Origin of the sequence: Klebsiella sp. GG_Kp146 (assembly GCF_040061975.1) — a bacterium.
GTDB classification, from domain to species: domain Bacteria; phylum Pseudomonadota; class Gammaproteobacteria; order Enterobacterales; family Enterobacteriaceae; genus Klebsiella; species Klebsiella quasipneumoniae.
Genome location: NZ_JBEAHA010000015.1, coordinates 33,240 through 56,139, shown reverse-complemented (window position 1 = coordinate 56,139; position 22,900 = coordinate 33,240). Strand labels below are relative to the sequence as shown.

At 58.1% G+C, this 22,900-nt stretch carries 22 protein-coding genes; 6 read left to right on the top strand and 16 right to left on the bottom strand.

The window, feature by feature from the left end; translation table 11 throughout:
* Positions 1 to 41: 41 nt before the first annotated feature.
* The 5 genes from ABLU95_RS18210 to ABLU95_RS18190 are packed head-to-tail and all read right to left on the bottom strand — an operon-like array spanning position 42 to position 5,509.
* Complete coding sequence (locus tag ABLU95_RS18210) at positions 42 to 983, bottom strand: sugar kinase (RefSeq protein WP_065804700.1); 942 nt, start codon at positions 981 to 983, stop codon at positions 42 to 44.
* 11 nt (positions 984 to 994) lie between these two features.
* On the bottom strand, positions 995 to 1,999 hold the full coding sequence (locus ABLU95_RS18205) for an ABC transporter permease (RefSeq protein WP_032455105.1): 1,005 nt from the start codon (positions 1,997 to 1,999) through the stop codon (positions 995 to 997).
* The gene (locus ABLU95_RS18200; RefSeq protein ID WP_348880139.1) at positions 1,996 to 2,985 is read right to left on the bottom strand and encodes an ABC transporter permease; all 990 of its coding nucleotides are present in this window, start codon (positions 2,983 to 2,985) and stop codon (positions 1,996 to 1,998) included. Before ABLU95_RS18200 ends, ABLU95_RS18205 begins: the two co-directional genes overlap by 4 nt.
* A complete protein-coding gene (locus ABLU95_RS18195) occupies positions 2,982 to 4,484 on the bottom strand; it encodes a sugar ABC transporter ATP-binding protein (protein WP_348880141.1) in 1,503 nt (500 codons plus the stop codon). Before ABLU95_RS18195 ends, ABLU95_RS18200 begins: the two co-directional genes overlap by 4 nt.
* Before the next feature lie 44 nt (positions 4,485 to 4,528).
* Positions 4,529 to 5,509 (bottom strand): sugar ABC transporter substrate-binding protein, encoded by a 981-nt coding sequence (locus ABLU95_RS18190; RefSeq protein WP_023288813.1) that lies wholly within the window; start codon positions 5,507 to 5,509, stop codon positions 4,529 to 4,531.
* Positions 5,510 to 5,917: 408 nt separating this feature from the next.
* Here ABLU95_RS18190 and ABLU95_RS18185 point away from each other — a divergent pair, with 408 nt between their 5' ends.
* Positions 5,918 to 8,227, top strand: coding sequence for a molybdopterin-dependent oxidoreductase (locus tag ABLU95_RS18185; RefSeq protein ID WP_348880138.1), 2,310 nt, complete (start codon positions 5,918 to 5,920; stop codon positions 8,225 to 8,227).
* A gap of 107 nt (positions 8,228 to 8,334) precedes the next feature.
* Here the strand turns inward: ABLU95_RS18185 and ABLU95_RS18180 are convergent, their stop codons facing one another.
* Positions 8,335 to 8,877, bottom strand: coding sequence for an acireductone dioxygenase (locus ABLU95_RS18180; RefSeq protein WP_348880137.1), 543 nt, complete (start codon positions 8,875 to 8,877; stop codon positions 8,335 to 8,337).
* Positions 8,874 to 9,563: an acireductone synthase gene (gene mtnC / locus ABLU95_RS18175; RefSeq protein ID WP_023288816.1), complete on the bottom strand. Its 690-nt coding sequence runs from the start codon at positions 9,561 to 9,563 to the stop codon at positions 8,874 to 8,876. Before mtnC ends, ABLU95_RS18180 begins: the two co-directional genes overlap by 4 nt.
* 141 nt (positions 9,564 to 9,704) lie before the next feature.
* Here mtnC and ABLU95_RS18170 point away from each other — a divergent pair, with 141 nt between their 5' ends.
* Positions 9,705 to 10,850, top strand: coding sequence for a pyridoxal phosphate-dependent aminotransferase (locus ABLU95_RS18170; RefSeq protein ID WP_168380170.1), 1,146 nt, complete (start codon positions 9,705 to 9,707; stop codon positions 10,848 to 10,850).
* Here ABLU95_RS18170 and ABLU95_RS18165 read toward each other — a convergent pair whose 3' ends face one another.
* The 4 genes from ABLU95_RS18165 to dsbG form a co-directional block, all read right to left on the bottom strand.
* Positions 10,851 to 11,477, bottom strand: a complete 627-nt coding sequence (locus ABLU95_RS18165; protein WP_348880136.1) for a ParB/RepB/Spo0J family partition protein — start codon at positions 11,475 to 11,477, stop codon at positions 10,851 to 10,853. It lies immediately after the preceding gene.
* Positions 11,462 to 12,685, bottom strand: a complete 1,224-nt coding sequence (locus ABLU95_RS18160; protein WP_101977984.1) for a DUF3440 domain-containing protein — start codon at positions 12,683 to 12,685, stop codon at positions 11,462 to 11,464. Before ABLU95_RS18160 ends, ABLU95_RS18165 begins: the two co-directional genes overlap by 16 nt.
* A gap of 112 nt (positions 12,686 to 12,797) precedes the next feature.
* On the bottom strand, positions 12,798 to 13,730 hold the full coding sequence (locus ABLU95_RS18155; protein WP_101977983.1) for a LysR family transcriptional regulator: 933 nt from the start codon (positions 13,728 to 13,730) through the stop codon (positions 12,798 to 12,800).
* Between the two features lie 180 nt (positions 13,731 to 13,910).
* Positions 13,911 to 14,660 carry a thiol:disulfide interchange protein DsbG gene (gene dsbG, locus ABLU95_RS18150; protein ID WP_065882545.1) on the bottom strand — a complete coding sequence of 250 codons (750 nt, stop codon included), beginning with the start codon at positions 14,658 to 14,660 and terminating at the stop codon, positions 13,911 to 13,913.
* 410 nt (positions 14,661 to 15,070) lie between these two features.
* Here dsbG and ahpC point away from each other — a divergent pair, with 410 nt between their 5' ends.
* Both ahpC and ahpF read left to right on the top strand, forming a co-directional pair.
* Positions 15,071 to 15,634, top strand: coding sequence for an alkyl hydroperoxide reductase subunit C (gene ahpC / locus ABLU95_RS18145; RefSeq protein ID WP_002894394.1), 564 nt, complete (start codon positions 15,071 to 15,073; stop codon positions 15,632 to 15,634).
* Positions 15,635 to 16,004: 370 nt separating this feature from the next.
* Positions 16,005 to 17,570, top strand: coding sequence for an alkyl hydroperoxide reductase subunit F (gene ahpF / locus ABLU95_RS18140; RefSeq protein WP_017899084.1), 1,566 nt, complete (start codon positions 16,005 to 16,007; stop codon positions 17,568 to 17,570).
* Between the two features lie 76 nt (positions 17,571 to 17,646).
* Here ahpF and uspG read toward each other — a convergent pair whose 3' ends face one another.
* The 4 genes from uspG to dcuC all read right to left on the bottom strand — a co-directional run bounded on the left by uspG (position 17,647) and on the right by dcuC (position 21,115).
* Complete coding sequence (gene uspG, locus ABLU95_RS18135) at positions 17,647 to 18,075, bottom strand: universal stress protein UspG (RefSeq protein ID WP_002894401.1); 429 nt, start codon at positions 18,073 to 18,075, stop codon at positions 17,647 to 17,649.
* Positions 18,076 to 18,263: 188 nt separating this feature from the next.
* Positions 18,264 to 18,674 carry a nucleoside diphosphate kinase regulator gene (gene rnk, locus ABLU95_RS18130; RefSeq protein ID WP_032455114.1) on the bottom strand — a complete coding sequence of 137 codons (411 nt, stop codon included), beginning with the start codon at positions 18,672 to 18,674 and terminating at the stop codon, positions 18,264 to 18,266.
* Positions 18,675 to 18,851: 177 nt separating this feature from the next.
* Positions 18,852 to 19,649: a ribonuclease I gene (gene rna, locus ABLU95_RS18125; RefSeq protein ID WP_348880135.1), complete on the bottom strand. Its 798-nt coding sequence runs from the start codon at positions 19,647 to 19,649 to the stop codon at positions 18,852 to 18,854.
* Between the two features lie 92 nt (positions 19,650 to 19,741).
* Positions 19,742 to 21,115, bottom strand: coding sequence for an anaerobic C4-dicarboxylate transporter DcuC (dcuC, locus tag ABLU95_RS18120; protein ID WP_023288824.1), 1,374 nt, complete (start codon positions 21,113 to 21,115; stop codon positions 19,742 to 19,744).
* A gap of 335 nt (positions 21,116 to 21,450) precedes the next feature.
* Here dcuC and pagP point away from each other — a divergent pair, with 335 nt between their 5' ends.
* Together pagP and cspE are read left to right on the top strand one after the other, a co-directional pair.
* The gene (pagP, locus tag ABLU95_RS18115) at positions 21,451 to 21,972 is read left to right on the top strand and encodes a lipid IV(A) palmitoyltransferase PagP (RefSeq protein ID WP_223171797.1); all 522 of its coding nucleotides are present in this window, start codon (positions 21,451 to 21,453) and stop codon (positions 21,970 to 21,972) included.
* Positions 21,973 to 22,166: 194 nt separating this feature from the next.
* Positions 22,167 to 22,376 (top strand): transcription antiterminator/RNA stability regulator CspE, encoded by a 210-nt coding sequence (cspE, locus tag ABLU95_RS18110; protein ID WP_002439184.1) that lies wholly within the window; start codon positions 22,167 to 22,169, stop codon positions 22,374 to 22,376.
* Between the two features lie 67 nt (positions 22,377 to 22,443).
* Here cspE and crcB read toward each other — a convergent pair whose 3' ends face one another.
* Complete coding sequence (gene crcB, locus ABLU95_RS18105; RefSeq protein WP_065882541.1) at positions 22,444 to 22,827, bottom strand: fluoride efflux transporter CrcB; 384 nt, start codon at positions 22,825 to 22,827, stop codon at positions 22,444 to 22,446.
* Positions 22,828 to 22,900 lie beyond the last annotated feature (73 nt).

The following is a 22,900-nucleotide window of genomic DNA, read 5'->3' as shown; positions in this document are numbered from 1 at the left end:
GCCGCTTGCGCCGCCGCGCCTGCGGCGGCGCGGGTCCAGCGTCAGGGGCGATGGGCCGCCATAAAAGCCCGGGTCTGTTCCCAGTCCACCACCCCGGCATCCGATCCCATCCCGGTCGCCACCAGCGCGGCCACCGCCGAGGCGACGTCGCACGCTGCTTTCACGCTGAGTCCGCGCGCCAGCGCGGCTATAAACCCGCCGCAGTAGCTGTCGCCGCAGCCGGTGGTATCCACCGCCTCGACCGGCCACGGCGCAATATGCTCCAGCGCGCCATCGCGGCCGATAAGCCAGGAGCCGTTCTCGCCGTCTTTCAGAATGCAGGTGCCCACGCCCAGCGCAAAGAAAAAGCGGGCGATGGCCTCCGGCTGTGTCTCCCCGGAGAGAAAGGCGGCTTCCTCCAGGGAAGGCATGAAATAATCCACCGACGGCAGAAGGGGCCGCAGCAGTTCCAGGGTGTGTTCATTCGGGGCGATAAGATCAAAGCTGGTGGTGACCCCGCGCGCTTTGGCCGCCTGCAACAGCCGCGCGCTCTGTCCCTGGTCCATTGCCGCCAGCAGTCCGGTCCCGCCGTGATGCAGGAAGCGACAGTCAAGGACGGCGTCAAATTCCGCCTCACTGACGAACAGGGCGTCAGACGCGCCCCGGCAGTGCAGGGCCGGACGTTCGCCGTTGGGGCGAATCGGCAGGATCGTCGCCGAGGTCTCCTTCAGCGCGGTGCGCTGGATAAGCGAGCAGTCGATGCCCAGCCGGGCATAGCTGGCGAGGATAAAGTCGGCTTTTTCATCTTCGCCCAGGCAGGCCACCGCTGCGGTGCGGATCCCGAGCTTCGCGGCGTTAATATTGGCCCCCGCGGCGGTGCCGGCGGGGTTGAGGCGAATTTGCTCAATAAAGGCGACGCCGCCGCGCGGCGGGATCGCCACCACCGGGCGCCCGGCGATATCCAGAATAGTCAGGCCGACAAACACGGCGTCAAAGGTTGCCATCGTTCTCCCGTTTAGCGATGCGTTTGGCGCAGGCGCGCCTGCCAGAAGGATAGGGCGAGGGCCACCACCAGAATCACGCCGACCAGCGCGTCTTTCACCAGATAATTGAGCCCCATCAGGTTCAGACCATTATCAATAATGGCGAGGAACAGCACGCCGCCCAGCGTGCCGGCGATGCTGACCCGGCCCAGACGGTTAAAGGCGGTGCCGATAAACACCGCCGCAATGGCGTCCATCAGATAAGACTGCCCGGCCAGCGGGGTAAATTGCCGCAGGTTGGCGGAGAGGATCACCCCGCCGACGGCGCAGAGGGCCGAGGCGGCCACCAGCACGCCGAGCATGGTCAGGCGATCGCGGATCCCGGCGATGCGCGCCGCTTCGCTGTTCTGACCGATGGCGCGGATATATTTGCCCCACAGGGTACGCTCAGTGACCAGCCAGGCCGCCAGCCACAGCGCCAGCACGATCGCGACCGGCGTGGGGATGCCGCCAAGGTTACCCACCGCCAGGTCGTGATACTCGGGGGCCATCCGCCGATAGGCTATCGCGCCGCCGCCATCGGTATAGATGCGTTCCGCGCTGCTGGCGATAAACCAGGTGCCGAGGGTGGCGAGGAAGGGGCGGATCCGACAGATGAGGATCAGAAAAGCATTGAGCAGGCCAATCAGCACCCCGCCGAGCAGGGCGCAGCCCACCGCCGCCTGCCACGGCAGATGCCAGGTTTTCAGGGCGACGAGGGCGAAGGCGGCGCCAAAATCGAGCGCGACGCCTACCGAAAGGTCAATCGCGCCCGCGCTGACGATCAGGGTCATCGCCATCGCCACAATCAGCAGGATCGCGCTGCCCTGCAGCAGGTTGGCCCAGTTATCCACGGTTAAAAATACCGGATTCGCCCAGCCGAACAGGGCAATGGCCAGCAGGGTGATAACGCCGAATCCGGCCCGCGACAGCCAGGCCAGCGGGCTGCTGACCGTCTGTTCCGCAGGCGCTGGGGTTTTCAGGGTGATTTGGCTCATGCCTCGCCTCCTTTGTGTCTGACCGCCGATGCCGCCAGCACCACCAGGATCAGGCCGCCTTTAATGGCGCCCATCCAGAAGATATTGACCCCCAGCAGGCCGAGCCCGTTAGAGAGGGCGTTAACCAGAATCGCCCCCAGCAGCGCGCCCCAGATGGTGACCACCCGACGACGCGAGAAGGCGGCGCCGATAAAGGTCGCCAGCACGGTTTCCAGCAGCAGCGGCGTAGCCGTTCCGCTGGAGCTGCCGGAGCCCTGGCTGAGCAGCGGCAGAATAGCCAGCCCGGCGGCGATGCCCGCTAACAGCCAGACCAGCAGGGTTAAGCGGCGCACGTTCAGGCCGCTCATCTGCGCCATATCGCGATTGCCGCCCACCGCCTGCACATGCTGGCCGAAGCGGGAATGATGGAGCAGGAACTGGAACAGGATAAACACCCCCAGCAGATAGACCAGCGGCCAGGGCAGGCCCAGCACGCTGTTATCGCGAAAGGCGACCATCAGCGGATCGCTGACCGCGATGCGCCGCTGGCCGGTCAACAGGTCCGTCAGGCCGGTAAACGCCACCGAGGTCGAGAGGGTGGCCAGCAGCGGCGGCAGGCCGGCCGCCAGCACCAGGAAGCCGTTGATCGCCCCGCAGAGCAGGCAAACCGCCGCCAGCAGCGCCAGCAGCAGGAGATACGGCGTGTGCCATTCGGCCAGCCCGAGGCTGAGCAGCGCGACGCCGAGCACCGCCGTCGCCGGCAGGGAGAGGTCGATGCCGCCGGAGACCACGTCATCTCCGCCCACGGCGATGACGCAGACCAGGCCGAAACAGAGGATCGCCAGCGGAACGCTCTGGACCAGCATCAGGCTGATATTTTGCCAGCTGAGGAAGTAGGGCGACTGCACGCTCAGCCACACCAGCAGCGCCAGAAACAGGATCAGGGGGAATTTTTCAATCAGCGTCGCCAGGCCCGGACGGCCGCGACGCTGGATAGCGGTACTCATGGTGAAGGCTCCTGTCCGCCGTTGATCGCCACCAGCAGGGCGTCGAGGGTCAGCCCGCGGGTGGGCAGATTGGCCGCCAGCGCGCCGCGCCAGAGGACGAGGATCCGGTCGCATAGTCCGAGCAGTTCGGGGGCGTCGCTGGAGGAGACCAGCACCGCCCGCCCTTTATCGGCCAGCTGGCGCGTACGTTGATAAATATCGCGGCGGGCGCCGATATCAACCCCGAGGGTGGGTTCATCGAGAATAAACAGCCGGGCATCGGTGCCGAGCCAGCGGGCGAGGATCGCTTTTTGCTGGTTGCCGCCGCTCATGTAGCGTACCGGCAGCGCCGGGCGTCCCGGACGGATCGCCAGCTGTTCTATCCAGTCGCGCGCTTTCTGCTCGGCGATCCCCCGCCGCTCCCAGCCAAAGGTGGCGGTCTCCGGCAGCGAGGCGAGATTAATATTGTCGGCGGTGGTGAAGGGCAGGATCAGCCCCTGATGGCGGCGGTCGCGCGGGACCAGCGCCATTCCGGCGCGGATCGCCTGCTTTGGCGTACGGATACGTCGCGGCAGGCCGTCGAGATGGATAGTGCCGCGCTCCGCCGGGCGCAAGCCGTAGAGTAAGTCCACCAGCACATCGCGCCCGGCGCCGAGCAGGCCGGCGACGCCGACGATCTCCCCCGGGTGAATATCAAAAGAGAGATCCTGCAGCTGCCGTCCGTCGCTCAGCTGGCGCACCGAGAGCAGCGGAGCCGCTCCGTTGTCTGCCGCCGGGCGCTGGCGCGGGGTATACAGCTGGTCGATTTCACGGCCGACCATCATGGCGATCAGCGCCTCGGTATTCTGCAGCAGGTCGCGGTCGGGGTAACCGACCACTTCCCCGTTGCGCAGCACGGTGCCGCGGTCGCAGAGGCTGGCTATCTCATTGAGGTAGTGGGAAATATACAGAATGGCGATGCCCTGGTCGCGCAGGCGCAGGATGGCGGAGGAGACCAGACTGGCCTCGTGCGCCTCGAGGGGGGCGGTGGGCTCGTCGAACACCACCAGCCGCGCCGCGCCGTCGATCAGCGCGCGGGCAATCTGCACCAGCTTGCGCTCGGCCAGGCTCAGATCCCGCACCAGCCGTTCGGGGTCGATCGCCAGCTGCCAGTTTTGCTGGAAAAATTGCGCTGTGGCGGCCTTCATCCGTCGGCGATCCAGCGCCCCCCAGCGGGTGCGATACTCCTGACCCAGAAACACCGATTCCGCGACGGTAAAGTGCGGGATCAGGTTGAGCTCCTGGTGGATCACGCGGATGCCGGCGGCTTCGATGGCTGCCGGGTTGCCGAGGGGCAGCGGGCGACCGTCGAGGGTCGCGCTGCCGCTGTCGGCCTGATAGACGCCGGCGAGGATTTTGATCAGCGTCGATTTACCTGCGCCGTTCTCGCCAATCAGGCCATGAATTTCCCCGGGATTGAGTCGCAGGGTAACCGCATTAAGCGCCGTTACGCTGGCAAAACGTTTGCCGATCTGGTCCATGACCAGACCCGCGGCGGGGCGCTCCCCGCCAGGGTGTTGAATTATCACTGCAGTTCGCCGTATCCCAACTGTTTATACACCGCTTTCGCTTCCTGCGGACCTTTCACCGGTATGACCGGGATAAAGGTTTGCACCGGCAGTTTCTGACCGGCAAAGTAGCGGGCCACGTTATCGGCGGAGGTCTGGCCGATCAGATGCGGCTGCTGTGCGACGTTAGCCACGAAGGGGCTGCCGGGCTCCGCCATGATCTCCAGTGTCTCCGGGCCGGCGTCGATGGCCGTCACTTTCACGTCCTTATCACGACCGGTCTCTTCCAGCGCCTGGACGATACCGATGGCCGGTTGATCCCAGCAGGCGACATGGATGGCATCCAGTTTGCCTTTCGGATACTGGCTGAGTAATTCGAGGGTTTTCTTCCGCGCGTCTTCCGGCGAGTTGGCGAACTGTTCCGCGAGCTCAGGCTGGATAATATGAATATCCGGATAATCCTTAAGGACATATTTCCACTGATCGTAACGAATTCCGCAAATACGCAGCGCGCTGGAGAACGCGTTAAATACAGCCACATTACCTTTGCCGCCTAATTCGTCCGCCATGTAGCGACCGATGGTGGAGCCCAGAGTGTAGTTATCGGAGGTGGAATTGTTGACCGAATATTGTGAAACATGATCCACGGTGAATACCGGGATGCCGGCATCACGTAATGCTTTAAATTTGGGTTCGACGGCGCTGTCGCCGAGAATACTAATTACCGCGTCCACCTTGCGTGACAGTAAAATATCGTGATTATTGGCATGAACCTGATTATCCCGGCCGCCATCGACGCCAATGACTTTGCCCCCCAGCTTCTCCACTTCCTCTGTCGCGCCTTTAAAAGCCTCGCGATCCCAGAAATGCTGGGTGCCTACGACGGCAACGCCAATGGTTTTTCCCTGTAAGGAGAGGGCGTCAGCGGCGGTGACGCTCAGCGAAGCAAGGGAAAGCAGTCCCAGCGCGGCAGGCAATAATTTTCTCTTCTGCGACATTGTTATTATGATCCTGTGATGAAGGTGGTTGCGGACCGGTAGCATGACAAGAAGCACCTCGCCACCTCAAATACAAAATAAGTCTAAGTTATGCCGGCAATGTTATATCGCGGAAACGTCAGAGAAAAAGTTTATTTTGTCATGAAGAACCTGAAAATATTTCATGATGCCGGGTAGGCCTTTTTATTTTGTGGTTTTATTTTTGGTTTGTTCTGTGTTTATTTAGCGGATAAAGACAATTTTCTTAATATTATGAGTGCATGGGAAATACGGCCTCTACTGCGAAAAAGAGAAGATTGCGCGGGTTAACGCTTTTTTTAGCAGAGCAATATCTGGCCGGGTAAGGAATATTACCGCATTTCCCCGCTTTATTTTAACGAACCTTAGGCTGAGAAGAACGCGGGCGCTATGAAGAAACAGCATAATTATACGGTGATGCACTGGGGAACCTGGCAGGTGGAGAGCCGCGAGGGCGAGATCGTGGCGGTTAAGCCGGTGCCCTGGGATAAAAACCCCTCACGCATCGGTCAATCGCTCCCCGACGCGGTGACCAGCCAAACGCGCATTCGCCGCCCGGCGGTGCGCGCCGGCTATCTGCAGCATGGGCCGGCGTCACGAGAAGGGCGAGGCAAGGAGCCCTTTGTCGAAGTCAGCTGGGAGGTGGCCCTGGACCTGGTGGCTCGCGAGCTGCGCTCGGTCAAGGAGCGCTGCGGCAATGAGGCGATTTACGGCGGCTCCTACGGCTGGGCCAGCGCCGGGCGCTTTCACCATGCGCAGAGCCAGCTGCACCGTTTTCTTAAGGGCTTTGGCGGGTATACCGCCAGCACCAATACCTATAGCAGCGCCGCGGGCGAGCGCATTCTGCCGCATATTCTTGGGCCGCTGAGCCCGCTGCACCGTCAGCATACCCATTTTTCCGAGCTGGCGCGGGAGTGTCAGCTGTTTGTCGCGATTGGCGGTCTGCCGCTGCGCAATGCCCAGGTCAACGGCGGCGGCGCCAATGACCATATGCTGCCGTACTGGCTGGATAAGATGCAGGCCAACGGCACGCGGTTTATTAATATCAGTCCGGTGCGCAATGACCTCAGCGCCGTGGCCGACGCCGAGTGGCTGGCCATTCGGCCGGGCACCGATACCGCACTGCTGCTGGCGCTGAGCTATGTGCTGATCGTTGAGTCCCTCTACGACCAGGCGTTTGTCGCCAGCCATACCGTCGGGTTTGCCCCCTATCGCGCCTATCTGTTGGGCGAGCATGACGGCGTGGCGAAAACCCCGGCGTGGGCGGCGGCGATAACCGGCCTGGACGCGCAGCGCATCGCTGACCTGGCGCGGGAGATGGCCCGCCACCGGACGATGGTGAATATCTCCTGGTCTATCCAGCGCGCCCGTCAGGGGGAGCAGGCCTACTGGGCGACGGTGGCCCTGACCGCGCTGCTGGGACAGATCGGCACGCCCGGCGGCGGCCTCGGGTTTGGCTATGCCTGTACCAACCTGGCGGGCGCGGTGCGAAAAGCGTTTTCCGGCCCGCGCCTGCCCGCCGGGGAGAATGCGGTGGGCAGCGTCATCCCGGTGGCGCGGCTGTCCGATATGCTGCTGCACCCGGGAGAAGCCTATGAGTTCGACGGTCAGCAGCTGCATTATCCCGACATCCGTCTGGTCTACTGGGCGGGAGGCAATGCGTTTCATCATCACCAGGATATTAACCGACTGTGCGAGGCCTGGCGCCGTCCGGAGACGGTGGTGGTGCATGAGCAGTACTGGACCGCGCAGGCCAAATTCTCCGACATCGTTCTGCCGGCTACCACCTCGCTGGAGCGAGAGGATATCGGCAGCGGCGGTCACGACGGGTTTATGATTGCCATGAGCGCGCAGATCCCGCCGGTGGGCGAGGCGCGTGATGATTACGCTATTTTCCTCGATCTTGCCGGGCGGTTGGGCTTCGGAGAACAGTTCAGCGAGGGGCGGGACGCCGGGCAGTGGCTGCGCCATCTCTATGAGGAGTCAAGACCGCGGGCGCAGGAGGAGGGCATTGCGCTGCCCTCGTTCGAAGTCTTCTGGCAGCAAGGGGTGCTGGAGTACAGCGCGCCGGCGCGGCCGCAGGTCTTTCTCGCCGATTTTCGCGCCGATCCGCAGCGCTATCCGCTTTCCACGCCCTCCGGCAAGATTGAACTCTTTTCCGCTACCGTCGCCGGGTTTGGCTATCGCGAATGCCCCGGCCATCCCTGGTGGGATGAGGAAGAGGCCGCCCGGCAGCGACAGGAGGCGGCGCGCTGGCCGCTTCATCTGCTCTCCAGTCAGCCGCGCGCCCGTCTGCACAGTCAGTACGACCACGGCAGCGTTAGCCGGGCGACGAAAATTCAGGGACGCGAGCCGTTGTGGATGCATCCGCAGGATGCGCAGGCAAGAGACATCCGCGAAGGCAGCGTGGTGAAAGTGTATAACGACCGTGGGGCGATTCTCGCGGGCGTGCACCTGAGCGAGCAGATTTTGCCGGGGGTGGTACAGATGTCCACCGGCGCCTGGTATGACCCTCTGGATCCGAATGAAAAAGGATCCCTCGATAAGCACGGTAATCCCAACGTGTTAACCGAGGATCGCGGCAGTTCGCGCCTGGGACAGGGCTGTAGCGCCCAGAGCTGTTGGGTGGAGATCGCCCCGTGGCGAGAGGAACTGCCGCCGATCAGCGCCTTTGACCCGCCGAAGTTTATTGCGGTTTAGGTGTCAGGGATCGCCGGCGGCGGGTCGGCTAGCCCGGAGAAAGCGCGGTATGCGCCGCCTCCGGGAAAGCGCGCGCCAGGCGGTTTAAGACTGATGACAGGGCGACGTTACGCCAGCCGTGGGTAGGTGCTGGCGATATCGTCGCCGGTAAACTGGGCGATCCAGCCTTCCGGGTTATCAAAAATGCGAATGGCGGTGAAGTTCGGTTCTGAACCCATATCAAACCAGTGCGGAGTGTGGGCGGGAACCGAAATCAGATCGTTCTTTTCGCACAGCACCTGGAACACCTCGTCGCCAATGTGCAGGCAGAACAGGCCGGCGCCCTCGACAAAAAACCGGACCTCGTCTTCGCCATGGGTGTGTTCGTTCAGGAATTTTTCCCGCAGCGCCTCTTTCTGCGGGTTATCGGCGCGCAGGCTGATGACGTCCCAGCTCTGATAGCCCTTTTCGGCGACCAGTTTGTCAATCGCATGCTGATAGGCGGCAATCACTGTTTCTGCGCTGGGGGCCGCGCCGAGATCGCGGTCAGCCTGCCAGCGCTCAAAACGGACGCCTTTGGCGTTAAGCTGCTCCTGAATCGCTTTGGCGTCGGTGCTGTGCCAGACCGGCGTTTGCGGATCTTTCACGGAAAAAAGGGTTAATGCGCTCATGCTGGGATCTGCTCCGGATGAATGTCGTCAAAACGCTGAACCTGAGGGTGGCGGCTTGCCGGGTCGCGGTCGCCGCGTACCAGCTGGACAGTGCGCAACCCCGCGGCTTCGGCGGCGTCGAGTTCCTGATGGATATCCGACAGGAACAGGATGGCTCCGGGGGCGTGGCCCAGGTGTTCAGCAATATTGCGGTAGGACTGCGCTTCGCGTTTGGCGCCTACCAGGGTATCGAAATAGCCCGTAAACAGATGAGTAATATCACCTTCATCGCTGTAGCCAAATAACAATTTCTGCGCTGCCACGGAGCCAGAAGAATATACATACAGATCAATGCCCTGTGCTTTCCATTTCTCCAGCGCCGGCAGCACGTCCGGGTAGAGATGGCCGGTAAAGTCGCCGTTGAGGTAGCCATCGCGCCAGATGATCCCCTGCAGCGCCTTCAGCGCAGTGGATTTCCGATCTTCGTCCATAAAAGCGAAGAGGGTAGCAATCAGGTCGGCGGTGCTGGCGGCGGGGGCGTCTGTCTCGCGGCGCAAGTTGTCGAGGATCGTTCTCACCGGTTCAGCGTGCTGTTGAGCGGTCACAAAGCCGGCCAGTCGTTCGCGGGCGTAGGGGAACAGCACGTTATGCACGAAGCGGATATCGCTGGTGGTGCCTTCTATGTCGGTCACGATGGCGCGGATCATGGTTTCTCCAGAGTGGGCGTAGCGTGGAATAACATTAGCATTTAGACGTCTAAGCGTCTTGATTGCCAAATATTAACATCGTGTTATAGTGGCTTCAACAACAGCATTACAATCGGTACAAAAAGAATGAGTAATAACCCATTGATTCCAGAGAGTAAACTCCCGTCACTTGGCACCACCATTTTTACCCAGATGAGCGCTCTCGCCCAGCAGCATCAGGCCATAAACCTGTCGCAGGGCTTTCCCGATTTCGACGGCCCGCGCTATCTTCAGGAGCGTCTGGCGTACCACGTGGCGCAGGGGGCGAATCAGTATGCCCCGATGACCGGCGTGCCGGCGCTGCGCGAGGCGATCGCTGACAAGACGGCGGAGCGGTATGGATATCGACCCGACGTCAACAGCGATATCACGGTCACCGCCGGGGCGACAGAGGCCCTGTTCGCGGCGATTACCGCTCTGGTGCGCCGCGGCGACGAGGTGGTCTGTTTCGATCCCAGCTACGACAGCTATGCCCCCGCGGTGGCGCTGGCCGGCGGCGAATTACGCCGTATTGCCCTTCAGCCGCCGCATTTTCGCGTCGACTGGCAGCAGTTTGCCGCGACGCTGAGCGACAAAACCCGGCTGGTGATCCTCAACACCCCGCACAACCCCTCGGCCACGGTCTGGCAACGCGAGGATTTTGCCGCCCTGTGGCAGGCGATTGCCGAACGCGAGATCTATGTTCTCAGCGACGAGGTCTATGAGCATATCAACTTTGCCGAAGACGGCCACGCCAGCGTGCTGGCGCATCCGCTATTGCGCGAGCGGGCGGTGGCGGTCTCTTCGTTTGGCAAAACGTTTCATATGACCGGCTGGAAGGTTGGCTACTGCGTGGCCCCGGCGGCCATCAGCGCGGAGCTGCGCAAGGTGCACCAGTATCTCACCTTCTCGGTAAATACCCCGGCGCAGCTGGCGATCGCCGACATGCTGCGCGAGGAGCCGGATCACTACCAAGAACTACCGGCCTTTTATCGTGAACGCCGCGATCTGTTTATTGAGGCGCTGCGCCCCAGCCGGCTGGAGCTCCTGCCCTGTGAGGGGACCTATTTCCTGCTGGCGGACTACAGCGCCATCTCCGACCTTGACGACGTCAGCTTCTGCCGCTGGCTGACGACCGAGGTTGGGGTGGCGGCGATCCCGCTCTCCGTCTTCTGCGCCGACCCGTTCCCGCACAAGCTGATCCGCTTGTGCTTCGCTAAACAACCGGAGACCCTGCTGGCCGCGGCGGCGCGTTTGTGCGAGCTGTAGTTACTTTATGGTCCACGCCTGAGAGAACTGGCGGTCGGCGAACATCTCTGCCAGGCCGCTAATTTGCTTCAGGCGCAGCACCTCATCGGCATCCATTCCCAGCTCTTTGCCGATCTTCTGCGGCGTCCAGCCGAGCCGGGTTAGCTCGCGGACAATATCTGACATGGCGTGGATTTGGTGGCGTCCGCGCGCCCGGTTGTGGCGTATTGTCGCTGCCATCAGCCCGTCGCGTGAGGCCTCTTCATTCGTCAGGCAGGTGACCGGTAGATAGCCTTTCAGCTGTTTTTTCAGCGACGCTTTGCTGCAGGCCAGCTCATGGCGGTGAAAACCGTCGACAATCGCGTACCCCTGCTGTCCCTGCCTGATGACCACCACCGGCTGGGTAAAGCCATCGGCCTCCAGCGAGGTCTGCAGCAGGCGCTTCTCCGGCGGCGCCACATTATTCGGGTTATAGTCGTTGGGGATAACCTGCTCCTGTTTGACCCACAGCACACAGTCAACGGGCTGCGAGCGGAAGGGGCTGTGTTGGTGGAGCATCTGGCGAAACGCGTTGATAGCCTCGATACGCGCTTCGTCATCCAGCGTTTGCAGGAAATTGTCCAGCGCCTGCGTTAGTTGTTGTTGCATAATATCCCCCATTGTTGGCGATGTTTTTCCATACGTTTTCGGTAGCGCTGATAGTGGCTGCTTTTGGTTGGGCTGAAGGAGAGCTGGCGGCACCAGTAGTCATTGTTGAGTAGCACTTTGCAGATCCGTCGCCAGGAGGGGATATCTTTGGTGCCAACGTCCGCGGGCTGAGTATCGGGGATCTCTTCCATGCCTTTTTTCTGGTACCAGCGCAGGTAGACGGCGATCTTATTGCGGTAATGCTCGGCGGTGGTTTCCGGCATGCTGTCGAGCAGAAACAGCGCATAGCTTTTCCATGTCAAATGGTCCGGTTTGTCGATTTTTCGGTGACCGTAGAATTGATTATCATGCCCGGCATAGACGCCGCCGCTGTGCGCGCCGCTCACCCGCTGGCACATCGCGGCCCAGCGCTCCGGCTCCAGCACATGGTACAGCCATAGCCCCTGGCGCTGCTCCGGACCGAAGGGTTCGCAGATGCGCATATAGCGCAGCGGCACACCGGCCTGATACATCAGATCGTACAGCGGGTTATAGGGCTGGCCGCTTTTAGCAAACCAGGTCCAGATATCGGCGGTTTTCCAGTCATAGAGCGGGTAGATGTACCAGGCGTGGCCGCCCGGTGCCGAGGTGGTCCACGGTTTATCGTCGGCGAAGCGCTGTTTTCGCTGAGAAGAGATGGTCATAAAGCGATTCAGCGACTCATCTGCCCGAATACCCACCAGCACGGCGGCGGGACGGCGCTGTGAAAACCACTCGGCAAAGTGGCTGACGAAGGCTTCAAAGCTCATCCCCGGCTGATAAAACGAAAAATAGCCCGGGTGGGTAATGGCCCAGGAGGGGGGCTGGCGGACCCAGGCGGTGCCGGGCTGCCAGCATTGCCATTGCGGCTTATACTGCGTCAGGGCATTTTGGGTAGTGAGCGGCAGGGCGACCCAGTAAAAGGTATCGATAACATCCTGATAGAGGGCGCGCAGTTTTTCACAGTGAGCGATGGTGCAGGAGAACTGCGCTTCCCAGTCAATAAACAGTACGCTGATTTTCTTACCCTGTAACCGCGCTGCCTGCGCGGTTAAATGGAGCATAACGGTAGAGTCTTTTCCGCCAGAGAAAGAGACGCAAATGCGTGAAAAATTATCCATAACCCAATCGATCCGCTGCTCCGTCGCCTGCAGCACCGATTCCGGTAAGGGATATTTGATAAATGACATGACCATTAATCCTTTAATACTAGAGATTCCCGTTCGCTCAGTATAAACGATGATGCGTGGGAAATTAATGGTCGACTTTCCCTTCCCTTGGGAGGGTCAATAAGTCGGATCGTTATTGGCTGTTATTGAGTAGGGGTCGTGATATCTCTCTGTCATTCATTAAAATGGTGATTAATTCAGATAAAAAATGATTTTGTGTAGATGATTGATGGTAGTTAATATATATCGTAATGTCTGGAAAAAGTTCATTTATATCGAGGACGTGAAGTTGCATGGCTGGCGAAATAAAATCATATAAATAGGACGGCAAGAAGCCAATCAGATCGGTTTTATTGATCATGTTAAGAATGGTCATAAAAGAGTCGCTGCGAAAGGCAATATTACGCGGATTCAGCCAGGGCGTGCTGCTTTGCTGAACGCGCTGGATAACGGGATCGTTGGTAATATAGTGGGTGAAAAACTCCTGCGCCAGCGCGTCAACTGACGTGAGCGCCTCGCGCCGCGGATGGTTCGTCCGACACACCGCGAGGGTCTGCACCGTCTGATAGGGCTGACAGATCGTGGCGCGGTTGGTGATGGGCATTCGGGTGAACACCAGGTCAGCCTGGCGATATGCCAGCAGCTCCTCTGCCGATTCGGTGGTGGTCAGGTTATGGTGCTCAATTTGCAAGTTGGCCTGATGAGAAAGCTGGTTAATCATAAAGTGGCTGTTTACTGAACAGAACAGCGGGGGGCCATATATTACAATACGTTTACGCAGATCGGAGCGGTTATTGAGATTGATCGTTTTTTCCAGCTGCTCCAGATTTTGCTGCAGGTGGTAATGAAGATTCACGCAGGCGGTGGTGGGCGTCATTCCCTTCCCGACGCGCACAAATAGCGGATCGTCTAACTGCTGACGCAGACGCTGCAATGACTGACTTACCGCTGACGGGGTGATAAATAACATTGCCGCCGCTTTGCTGATGCTTAAGTGCTGATAGATACATTCAAAAATTACCAATAAATTCAGATCGAACTTTTTCAGATCGTAAAGATTTGCCATTAATACAGTCCTGTTAATTGCCAGTGTAAGTTAAAATATGTCTAACGATAATATCTTGAGTCTTAGTATTTGTGGTGTGAATTTAATTGTGGGCAAATAAAGTTAAGTTTTGCTTAATATATCTTACTATCGGTAGTGGCACCAGAGATCGGTTTCGCCAGGCGCCACACCGGGACGGAATTACTCTTTTTCACCCATCATAATAGACAGCTTCTCTTTATCCGGCAGGCCGACCACCTGCTGCAGCATATTATCCTTATTCATATAATAAATAGCTGGCGTGACGTTGGCCCCCAGATCGTCCATCAGCTGCTGGTTGACGTTGAGCATTTTCATTTTCTCCGGCGGGATAGCCTTCGGTATCGTCAGGGCCATTTTGCCGTTCGATTGTTCGTAATCGTGCCAGGTTTTCGCCGGATCTTTACTGGCGAGGATCGCCGCGGCGGTGGCCGGGCTCTCCGGCTTGATCACGCCCACCAGCAGGGTGCGGATCTGCACTTTACCGGCCTCCACCCAGGGACGGGACTGCTGCCAGAACTGTTTGCAGTAAGGGCAGAAGGGATCGGCAAAGACATACAGCACGATGGGGGCGTCTTTGTTACCATCCTGCAGCCAGTGGGCGCTGGCCATCTTCTTCCACATCTCCTGTCCCGCCGGCGTGTAGAGCGCTTTTTGAAATAACTGCTCGCTGAGGTTGTTGCCGTTTTCGTCGTACATATAACCGGAAATGGCATGTTTGCCGTCAGGCGTAAGGTAGATGGCGACGCCCATATCCTGGTATTTCCCCAGCCAGCCCTTCATTCCCCCCGGCGCGTCAAAGGGTTTGATGATGGTAATGCCCTGTTTTTCAATTGCTTTTACCGGGGCGGGCAGTTCTTCCGCATAGCTACAAAAAGGCAAAAGGCTGAGCAACAGCAGACGTTTTAACATGAGTATTCCTTGTAAAATCAGCAGGAAAGGAAGAAACATTGCCAAACCTATTACAGTTATAGGCAGGATCAGCAGAACGACGGATTGCCCTTTCCTGGCGTGGGTGATGTAATCCTGGATGCTGTTACATTAAGGTAATGTAGAGCGCAACACATAGCCAGTCTGACTGGCGCTGAACCTACCTTCGGGTATTTCAGGTAACGGGGCCGCCTGAAAGGGTGGCCTTTTTACTTTTGTCGCGGCAAATGATGCGAAAAACAGCGAACTGCGCTGAACGCGTCGACAGGTTCACATAGTTGTCTTGTTCCGGTTGTTAGATAACGCTTATTGATTCGATAATGTAAACGCATTGGTCGGGTCAGGAAAAATTCGTTAACTTAGACCTCAACGAAAACACGGAGGAAGTATAGATGTCCTTAATTAACACCAAAATCAAACCGTTCAAAAACCAGGCATTCAAAAATGGTGAATTCATCGAAGTCACCGAGAAAGACACCGAAGGCCGCTGGAGCGTCTTCTTCTTCTATCCGGCTGACTTCACCTTCGTCTGCCCGACCGAACTGGGCGACGTGGCTGACCATTACGAAGAACTGCAGAAGCTGGGCGTAGACGTTTACTCTGTTTCTACCGATACCCACTTCACCCACAAAGCGTGGCACAGCAGCTCTGAAACCATCGCGAAAATCAAATACGCGATGATTGGCGACCCGACTGGCGCCCTGACCCGTAACTTCGACAACATGCGTGAAGATGAAGGTCTGGCTGACCGCGCCACCTTCGTGGTTGACCCGCAGGGTATCATCCAGGCGATCGAAGTTACCGCTGAAGGTATCGGCCGTGACGCGTCTGACCTGCTGCGTAAAATCAAAGCGGCGCAGTATGTTGCTTCCCACCCAGGCGAAGTGTGCCCGGCGAAATGGAAAGAAGGCGAAGCGACGCTGGCTCCATCTCTGGACCTGGTCGGCAAAATCTAATAATCACGGCGTCTTTCGCATCATAGCGGCGTTGGCTGCGCTTAATCACCCCGGTCACTTACTCGTGTAAGCTTCCGGGGGTTCATAAGCTTGCCGCCTTGCTCTAACGCGAAATACTGGTGAATTAAAATTTCCGTCGTCTTTCACGCAATAGCTGAGTTGGCGTCGCCTGCTCACCCCGGTCGCTTACTTTAGTAAGCTCTCGGGGATTCTCAGGCTAGCCGCCTTGCTCTGACGCGAAATACTTTGGAAATTACTTCAGTCATGGGCGCACCTGCGCCCATTTCATTCCAACACCATGATGCAAGCGCATTCAGGCTGCCTGGACGAGGCCGCTTGCATGATGATGTTTTAAGCCCAGGAGATAACAATGCTCGACACCAACATGAAAACCCAGCTCAAGGCCTATCTTGAGAAGCTGACCAAGCCTGTTGAGCTGATTGCCACGCTGGATGACAGCGCTAAATCGGCAGAAATCAGGGAACTGCTGGCTGAAATTGCTGAACTGTCAGACAAAGTCACCTTTAAAGAAGACAACACGCTGGCGGTACGCAAGCCATCGTTCCTGATTACTAACCCCGGTTCCGACCAGGGCCCACGCTTTGCGGGCTCCCCGCTGGGCCACGAGTTTACCTCGCTAGTGCTGGCGCTGCTGTGGACCGGCGGTCATCCGTCGAAAGAGGCCCAGTCTCTGCTGGAGCAGATCCGCGATATCGATGGCGACTTCGAGTTTGAAACCTACTACTCGCTCTCCTGCCATAACTGTCCGGACGTGGTCCAGGCGCTGAACCTGATGGCGGTGCTCAACCCGCGTATCAAACATACGGCGATTGATGGCGGGACGTTCCAGAATGAGATCACCGAACGCAACGTGATGGGCGTGCCGGCGGTATTCATGAACGGCCAGGAGTTTGGTCAGGGGCGGATGACGCTGACGGAAATCGTCGCCAAAGTGGACACCGGTGCGGAAAAACGCGCAGCGGAAGAGCTGAATCAGCGTGACGCTTACGATGTGCTGATCGTCGGTTCCGGCCCGTCCGGCGCGGCGGCCGCGGTTTACTCTGCGCGTAAAGGGATTCGTACCGGCCTGATGGGCGAGCGCTTCGGCGGCCAGGTGCTGGATACCGTGGATATCGAAAACTACATTTCGGTGCCGAAAACCGAAGGCCAGAAGCTGGCCGGGGCCCTGAAAGCGCACGTTAGCGACTATAACGTCGATGTGATCGACTCCCAGAGCGCGACCAAACTGACGCCAGCGGCGACAGAGGGCGGCCTGCATCAGATCGAAACCGCCTCCGGCGCGGTGCTGAAGGCGCGCAGCGTCATCATTGCCACCGGGGCGAAATGGCGCAACATGAACGTGCCGGGCGAAGATCAGTATCGCACCAAGGGCGTAACCTACTGCCCGCACTGCGACGGCCCGCTGTTTAAAGGTAAGCGCGTGGCGGTGATCGGCGGGGGGAACTCCGGCGTGGAAGCCGCCATCGACCTGGCGGGCGTTGTGGAACACGTGACCCTGCTGGAATTCGCACCGGAGATGAAGGCCGACCAGGTGCTGCAGGATAAAGTCCGCAGTCTGAAGAATGTCGACATCATTCTCAATGCGCAGACCACGGAAGTGAAAGGCGACGGCAGCAAGGTCACCGGTCTGCAGTATCGTGACCGGGTGAGCGGCGATGAGCATCACGTCGCGCTGGCGGGCATCTTCGTGCAGATCGGCCTGCTGCCTAACACCACCTGGCTGGAAGGCGCGGTTGAGCGTAACCGTATGGGCGAGATCATCATCGATGCGAAGTGCGAAACCAACGTTAAAGGCGTATTCGCCGCCGGTGACTGCACCACCGTGCCGTACAAGCAGATTATCATCGCGGCAGGGGAGGGGGCGAAAGCGTCGCTGAGCGCCTTCGACTATCTGATCCGCACGAAAACCGCATAACAAGTCAGACAATAGACCTGCATAACAAAGAGGCTACCCGGTGGTAGCCTCTTTTTTTATGCGCTTTTCCTCAGCCTTACCTGACGACCATCACCGGAATATGGGCATGACGGATGACGCTCGAGGCGTTGGAGCCCAACAGGTGGGTACTGATGGAGGGATTGCGTGAGCCAATCACCACCACGTCGGCGTTTATTTCGCTGGCCAGTTCGTTGACCATGTCGCGCACGCTGCCGAAACGCACATGCAGCTTGATCCGCGATGGGTCAATGCTGAAATGGCTGACCATGGTCTGCAGGCGGGTTTCCGCCTCGTGCTGCAGATGTTCCTCAAAACGCCGCAGGTCGGCGGTAAAACGGCTCATCGTGAAGCTCGCTGAACCGGGTAACACGTGGAGCAGATGGATCACCCCGTCCTGCTGGGCCAGAAACTCCGCATGCCGGACGGCTTTATCGCTCAGCGCCATCTCAAAGACATCAACCGGCATAATGATAGTCTTATACATATGCAATCCTCCTTGTTCGTTTGCGTCTATATCAACATATTATATGCGGATATTGTGTCATTCAGGTCGCAAAACTGTCAGTCAGGCAGGCGCAAAGCGTAAAAAAAGGTTAGCGGGGGGAAAGACAGCAGAAAGAGGATGTGTGGACATCCTCTGAATAAAGCGCGATACGCCTCAGGCAGCGGGGATTAACGGTGGAATTCGCCAGCGGCTTCCGGCTGGTACAGCAGCGCCAGCACTTCCAGGTGCGTCGACGCCCCGCCCGGCAGCTCCCAGTGAATGGTGCTGCCGACCTTGAGGCCGAGCAGCGCGGCGCCCACCGGCGCGAGGACGGAGAGCTGGCTGGCGCTGTCGGTCACCTGCGTCGGAAACACCAGCGTCCGCACGCGCTCTTCGCCGCTGGTTAAATCGCGGAATTTAACCGTACTGTTCATGGTGACGACATCGTGCGGCATCGCTTCCGGCGCCAGCATTTGCGCGCGGTCGAGCTCGTCGTTCAGGGCATCGGCAACCGGCGAGCTGGCGAAAGCCGGCTGCTCCAGCAGCCTGTCGATACGTTCGGCATCCAGTTCGTTAATGATGATTGCGGGTCTGGTCATTGCATACTCCATGTTATCCAGGAACCTGTCCGTAAAAGAAAACCCTCGCCGAAAAAGGCAAGGGTTAAGGTTCTCCCATCATACTGAGAGTTGCCGGCAGTTTGAAGTGATGAAACGCACAATCAGCGCGCAACGCCACCGGAGGAGGACGTTTTTTGAACAGCACGCCGCGTTGCGCTAGTGGCCAACCTTATCGAGGATAAACTGCGCGCCGCAGTTACCCGGGTGAGGCTGGGGCACAAAGGCGGAGGTGGCCAGTGGGGCGTTGATGGTCGCGGCGTTGAGCGAGATTTGCATCTCGGTCAAATAGGCAGGATTACCGTTACAGGTTAATTTAAACGCCTTCACGCTCTGCGGACCCCAGGCGCGGGCCACGGCGGCGTCGAAGTCGGCCCGGCTGACGGTTTGGCCATAGTGTTTGGCAAGGAAATCACCAACCGGGCTGCGCTTAATTTCCCCGTTCAGGCGCACCATGGCGCCAAAATAGCTGTCGGGATCGAAGCCGAAGCAGACGCCATGTTTGGCATATTCGTAACGTTCGAGGCAGGAGGTGCCGCCCGCGCCCGGCATCACGCTATTCAGTTTGTTGGCCATCTCCAGCGACAACCCCGTCTCCGCCGCCTGACATTTGCGGTTCGCTTTCACCTCCGGCATGTCGGGCAGCGGGCGCGTGGCGCAGCCGTAGCGCATCCAGCGTCGTTCATCCACTCCGCGCGCGGCAATGGACTTTGGCAGCCCGGGCCACAGACCGTGCACGGTCAGAAAATCGGCTTTATTCGCGGTTTCCTGCTGCAGGCGGCACTCTTCCGGTTCGTTGCGGTTACGGTCATACATGCTCTGACAGAATCCGGTTTGCCAGGAGAGGGCCAGGACATAGCGGTCAAAATCAGCGTATCGCGTCGCGGTGAGCGGTTCAGCGCCGGCCTGAGTGGCGGTAAGCACAAGGGCAAGCGCGGCGAATTCCTTCCTGAACATGTTTATTCCTGATTGTGGATGGCAAAAGATAACGGGGAGTTATTAAAGCATAAAAAAGGCGCCTGCTGGCGCCTTTTCACGTGGTTAGACCATTAGTGGACCGCGCTGCCCGGGACGAGGATCTCGGTCGCGACAATCACCACCAGCAGGCCAACCATCACCGGCACCGAGGTGCGTTTGACCACTTCGAACGGGGAGATCTTCGCCATCCCGGCGACGGCCACCACCACGCCGGAGACCGGCGAGATCGTGCGGCCAAGGTTAGAGGCCTGCAGCATCGGGATCGACAGATAGGCGGGATTGATGCCGGAGGAGTGCGCCAGCTTGGGGATCATCTCGACAAAGGCGTAGAACGGGGCATTGCCGGAGCCGGTGGTCATCGCCGCCAGCATGGTCAGGATCACCAGCACCAGCATCAGAATAATACTGGCCGAGCCGAAGGAAGTGGCGATGGAGATCAGACCGTTGATGAAGCCGATGGTGCTTAATCCCTGAGCAAAAACGCCGGCGGCGACCAGCAGCATCACCACCCCGGCGAAGGCGTCAGCCATCCCGCGGTAGGCGACTTCCAGTCCGCTGAAGACGTTTTTGGTGTTGAACCCGCGCAGGAATTCGAGGATCGCCGCCAGCAGCATGCAGCCGACGAGGATGGTAATAATGTGCAGTTCCGGCCCCCATTTGCCATCAAAGATCAGTACGCCAATAATCGGGGTAAACGGCAGGATGGCGTACAGCGCCGGGGCATTGGTGGTGATCTCGTTGACGTCGAGCATTTCGTGGGAAATGTTCTCTTTTTTATCCAGGTAGCGCTGCCAGAAGAAGTGGGCGATCGCCATGCAGATGATAGCGGCGATGGAGATCGGCAGCGTGGTCTTGAAGGCAAAGTCGATCAGCGGCATTTCGGCCGCTTTTGCCGCCAGCACGACGTCACCCGAGGTAGGCGAAAGGATAATCGCCGCCGGGGAGGCGCAGATGGCCGCCGCCGCACCGCGGCTGATACCAACGTTTACCATCACCGGGAACAGCGTCGCCATCAGCAGGACGCCGAGGCCGGTCGCGGAGGAGACGGCCAGCGACATCAGGCAGGCGACAAAGTAGGCGGCAATCATCAGCAGATAGGGCGAATTGATATAGCGCAATGGCTTTGAGGCTAATTTCACCACCATATCATTGGCGCCAATATGCGTCATATAGGTGGCGAAACCGCACAGCATCATGATCATCATACCCAAATCGCCGCCACGGCTCATGAGTAGAATCTTAATGTATTCAATAATGTCAGTGGCGGAGTAACCGGTGCCCTCGGTATTGCCTGGTAAGACTTTATGACCCAGCAGGGCGCTGACGATCAGCAATATTAAGCCGCCGACGAACAGCACGCCGGTGGCTGAATAGCCCTTAATGATATAGCGGGCGACGCCCACAATGACCGCAATCCCGATCAGGATCTCAACAAACGTCAGCATTCATTTCCCCTAAGCCCAAAGAATATGTAGTTAAAAAGCGCCACACCAAATTTTAATGTGCGAATGTGCCGAAAAAACGGACGAAACTCGCTGATGCAAATCAATAAAGCGATAAGAACTACGCCCCTCCCGTCCCGCCTGGATATAATCACCAGATGGATAGTTAAGCGGTTCTGATGGTCAGCGGGCGAAAATCAGGAGTTTGCCTTATTTCGTTCAACCTGTATTGAGACTATCTTTGCTATTTTAGGTGGCTTTTAAATGAAAGTGGTAATAGAAAAGTGTTGATGTTACGTCGTTTTTCATTGTTTTCTCTTGGTTTTTTAGGATGGTTATTGGTATCCGGAAACGCCAGCGCGTCGTTTTCATCGACCCTTAGCGAAGGTTACCATACCTTAAGTAATAACGTTGCGCAGACCTGGAATGAGCCGGAGCACTATGATCTGTACGTTCCAGCCATCACCTGGCACGCGCGCTTTGCTTATGATAAGGAAAAGACGGACAAGTATAATGAACGTCCGTGGGGGGCAGGCTTCGGCGTTTCGCGCTGGGATGAGAAAGGGAACTGGCACGGCCTGTACCTGATGGCGTTTAAAGACTCTTTCAATAAGTGGGAACCCATCGGCGGCTACGGTTGGGAGAAAACCTGGCGGCCGCTGACGGACCAGAACTTCCGCCTCGGTCTCGGCTATACCCTCGGGGTGACGGCGCGCGATAACTGGAACTACATCCCGATTCCGGTGATCTTGCCCTTAGCGTCAATAGGTTACGGTCCGGCAACGTTCCAGATGACCTATATTCCCGGTACCTACAATAACGGTAACGTTTACTTCGCCTGGGCTCGCATACAGTTTTAATTCGCTAAGTCTTAGCAATAAATGAGATAAGCGATGCGTCTTGTGGAAAAACAAGGACTAAAGCGTTACCCACTAAAAAAGATAGCGACTTTTATCACTTTTTAGCAAAGTTGCACTGGACAAAAGGTACCACAATTGGTGTACTGATACCCGACACAGCATTAGTGTCGATTTTTCATATAAAGGTAATTTTGATGTCTAAGATTAAAGGTAACGTTAAGTGGTTTAATGAGTCCAAAGGATTCGGTTTCATTACTCCGGAAGATGGCAGCAAAGATGTATTCGTACACTTCTCTGCAATCCAGTCCAACGGTTTCAAAACTCTGGCTGAAGGTCAGCGCGTAGAGTTCGAAATCACTAACGGTGCCAAAGGCCCTTCTGCTGCAAACGTAATCGCTCTGTAAGCAACGCGTCAGTAGAATATAAAAACCCGCTAATCAGCGGGTTTTTTTTTGCCTGTTGATTACGCCTTTAGCGGCTGGCGGCCTGCGAGAAGAGCCAGAAGGCGACAGCCGTCATGGTAAATGAGCCCAGCAAGTTCACCGCGACGTTGAGGAGCGCCCAGCTCACTCGCCCCTGCTGCAGAAGAAACACCACTTCCGCAGAGAAGGTGGAGAAGGTGGTCAACCCGCCGCAGAAACCTGTGGTGATCAGCAGTTTCCACATCGGGTCAATGCCGGTCAGTCTATTAAACCACGCCAGCCCGGCGCCGATCACAAAGGCGCCTAACAGGTTGGCAGTCAGTGTCCCAATCGGGATAGCATGGTGCACAGGATTGAGCTTCATGCCGAGCCACCAGCGCAAAACGCTGCCGGTGCCGCCGCCAATAAAAACGGCGCAAAGAAGTTGAAACACGGTCGTTTCCTGCTATTTGATGTAAGAGAGTGTCAAGTGTAGCGCGCAACGGGCGCAATTGGCTATTCATAAC

Bases quoted from the DNA above. Each gene is read 5' to 3' on its own strand.
- dcuC (WP_023288824.1), bottom strand. From the start codon at position 21,115: ATGCTGACGTTTGTTGAGATCCTGATCGGGATTGCGGTCATTGTGGGC.
- ABLU95_RS18160 (WP_101977984.1), bottom strand. From the start codon at position 12,685: ATGTCATTTATCAAATATCCCTTACCGGAATCGGTGCTGCAGGCGACG.
- ABLU95_RS18185 (WP_348880138.1), top strand. From the start codon at position 5,918: ATGAAGAAACAGCATAATTATACGGTGATGCACTGGGGAACCTGGCAG.
- ahpC (WP_002894394.1), top strand. From the start codon at position 15,071: ATGTCCTTAATTAACACCAAAATCAAACCGTTCAAAAACCAGGCATTC.
- cspE (WP_002439184.1), top strand. From the start codon at position 22,167: ATGTCTAAGATTAAAGGTAACGTTAAGTGGTTTAATGAGTCCAAAGGA.
- ahpF (WP_017899084.1), top strand. From the start codon at position 16,005: ATGCTCGACACCAACATGAAAACCCAGCTCAAGGCCTATCTTGAGAAG.
- ABLU95_RS18165 (WP_348880136.1), bottom strand. From the start codon at position 11,477: ATGCAACAACAACTAACGCAGGCGCTGGACAATTTCCTGCAAACGCTG.
- uspG (WP_002894401.1), bottom strand. From the start codon at position 18,075: ATGTATAAGACTATCATTATGCCGGTTGATGTCTTTGAGATGGCGCTG.
- dsbG (WP_065882545.1), bottom strand. From the start codon at position 14,660: ATGTTAAAACGTCTGCTGTTGCTCAGCCTTTTGCCTTTTTGTAGCTAT.
- rnk (WP_032455114.1), bottom strand. From the start codon at position 18,674: ATGACCAGACCCGCAATCATCATTAACGAACTGGATGCCGAACGTATC.
- ABLU95_RS18190 (WP_023288813.1), bottom strand. From the start codon at position 5,509: ATGTCGCAGAAGAGAAAATTATTGCCTGCCGCGCTGGGACTGCTTTCC.
- ABLU95_RS18200 (WP_348880139.1), bottom strand. From the start codon at position 2,985: ATGAGTACCGCTATCCAGCGTCGCGGCCGTCCGGGCCTGGCGACGCTG.
- rna (WP_348880135.1), bottom strand. From the start codon at position 19,649: ATGTTCAGGAAGGAATTCGCCGCGCTTGCCCTTGTGCTTACCGCCACT.
- ABLU95_RS18180 (WP_348880137.1), bottom strand. From the start codon at position 8,877: ATGAGCGCATTAACCCTTTTTTCCGTGAAAGATCCGCAAACGCCGGTC.
- ABLU95_RS18195 (WP_348880141.1), bottom strand. From the start codon at position 4,484: ATGGACCAGATCGGCAAACGTTTTGCCAGCGTAACGGCGCTTAATGCG.
- mtnC (WP_023288816.1), bottom strand. From the start codon at position 9,563: ATGATCCGCGCCATCGTGACCGACATAGAAGGCACCACCAGCGATATC.
- ABLU95_RS18205 (WP_032455105.1), bottom strand. From the start codon at position 1,999: ATGAGCCAAATCACCCTGAAAACCCCAGCGCCTGCGGAACAGACGGTC.
- ABLU95_RS18155 (WP_101977983.1), bottom strand. From the start codon at position 13,730: ATGGCAAATCTTTACGATCTGAAAAAGTTCGATCTGAATTTATTGGTA.
- ABLU95_RS18210 (WP_065804700.1), bottom strand. From the start codon at position 983: ATGGCAACCTTTGACGCCGTGTTTGTCGGCCTGACTATTCTGGATATC.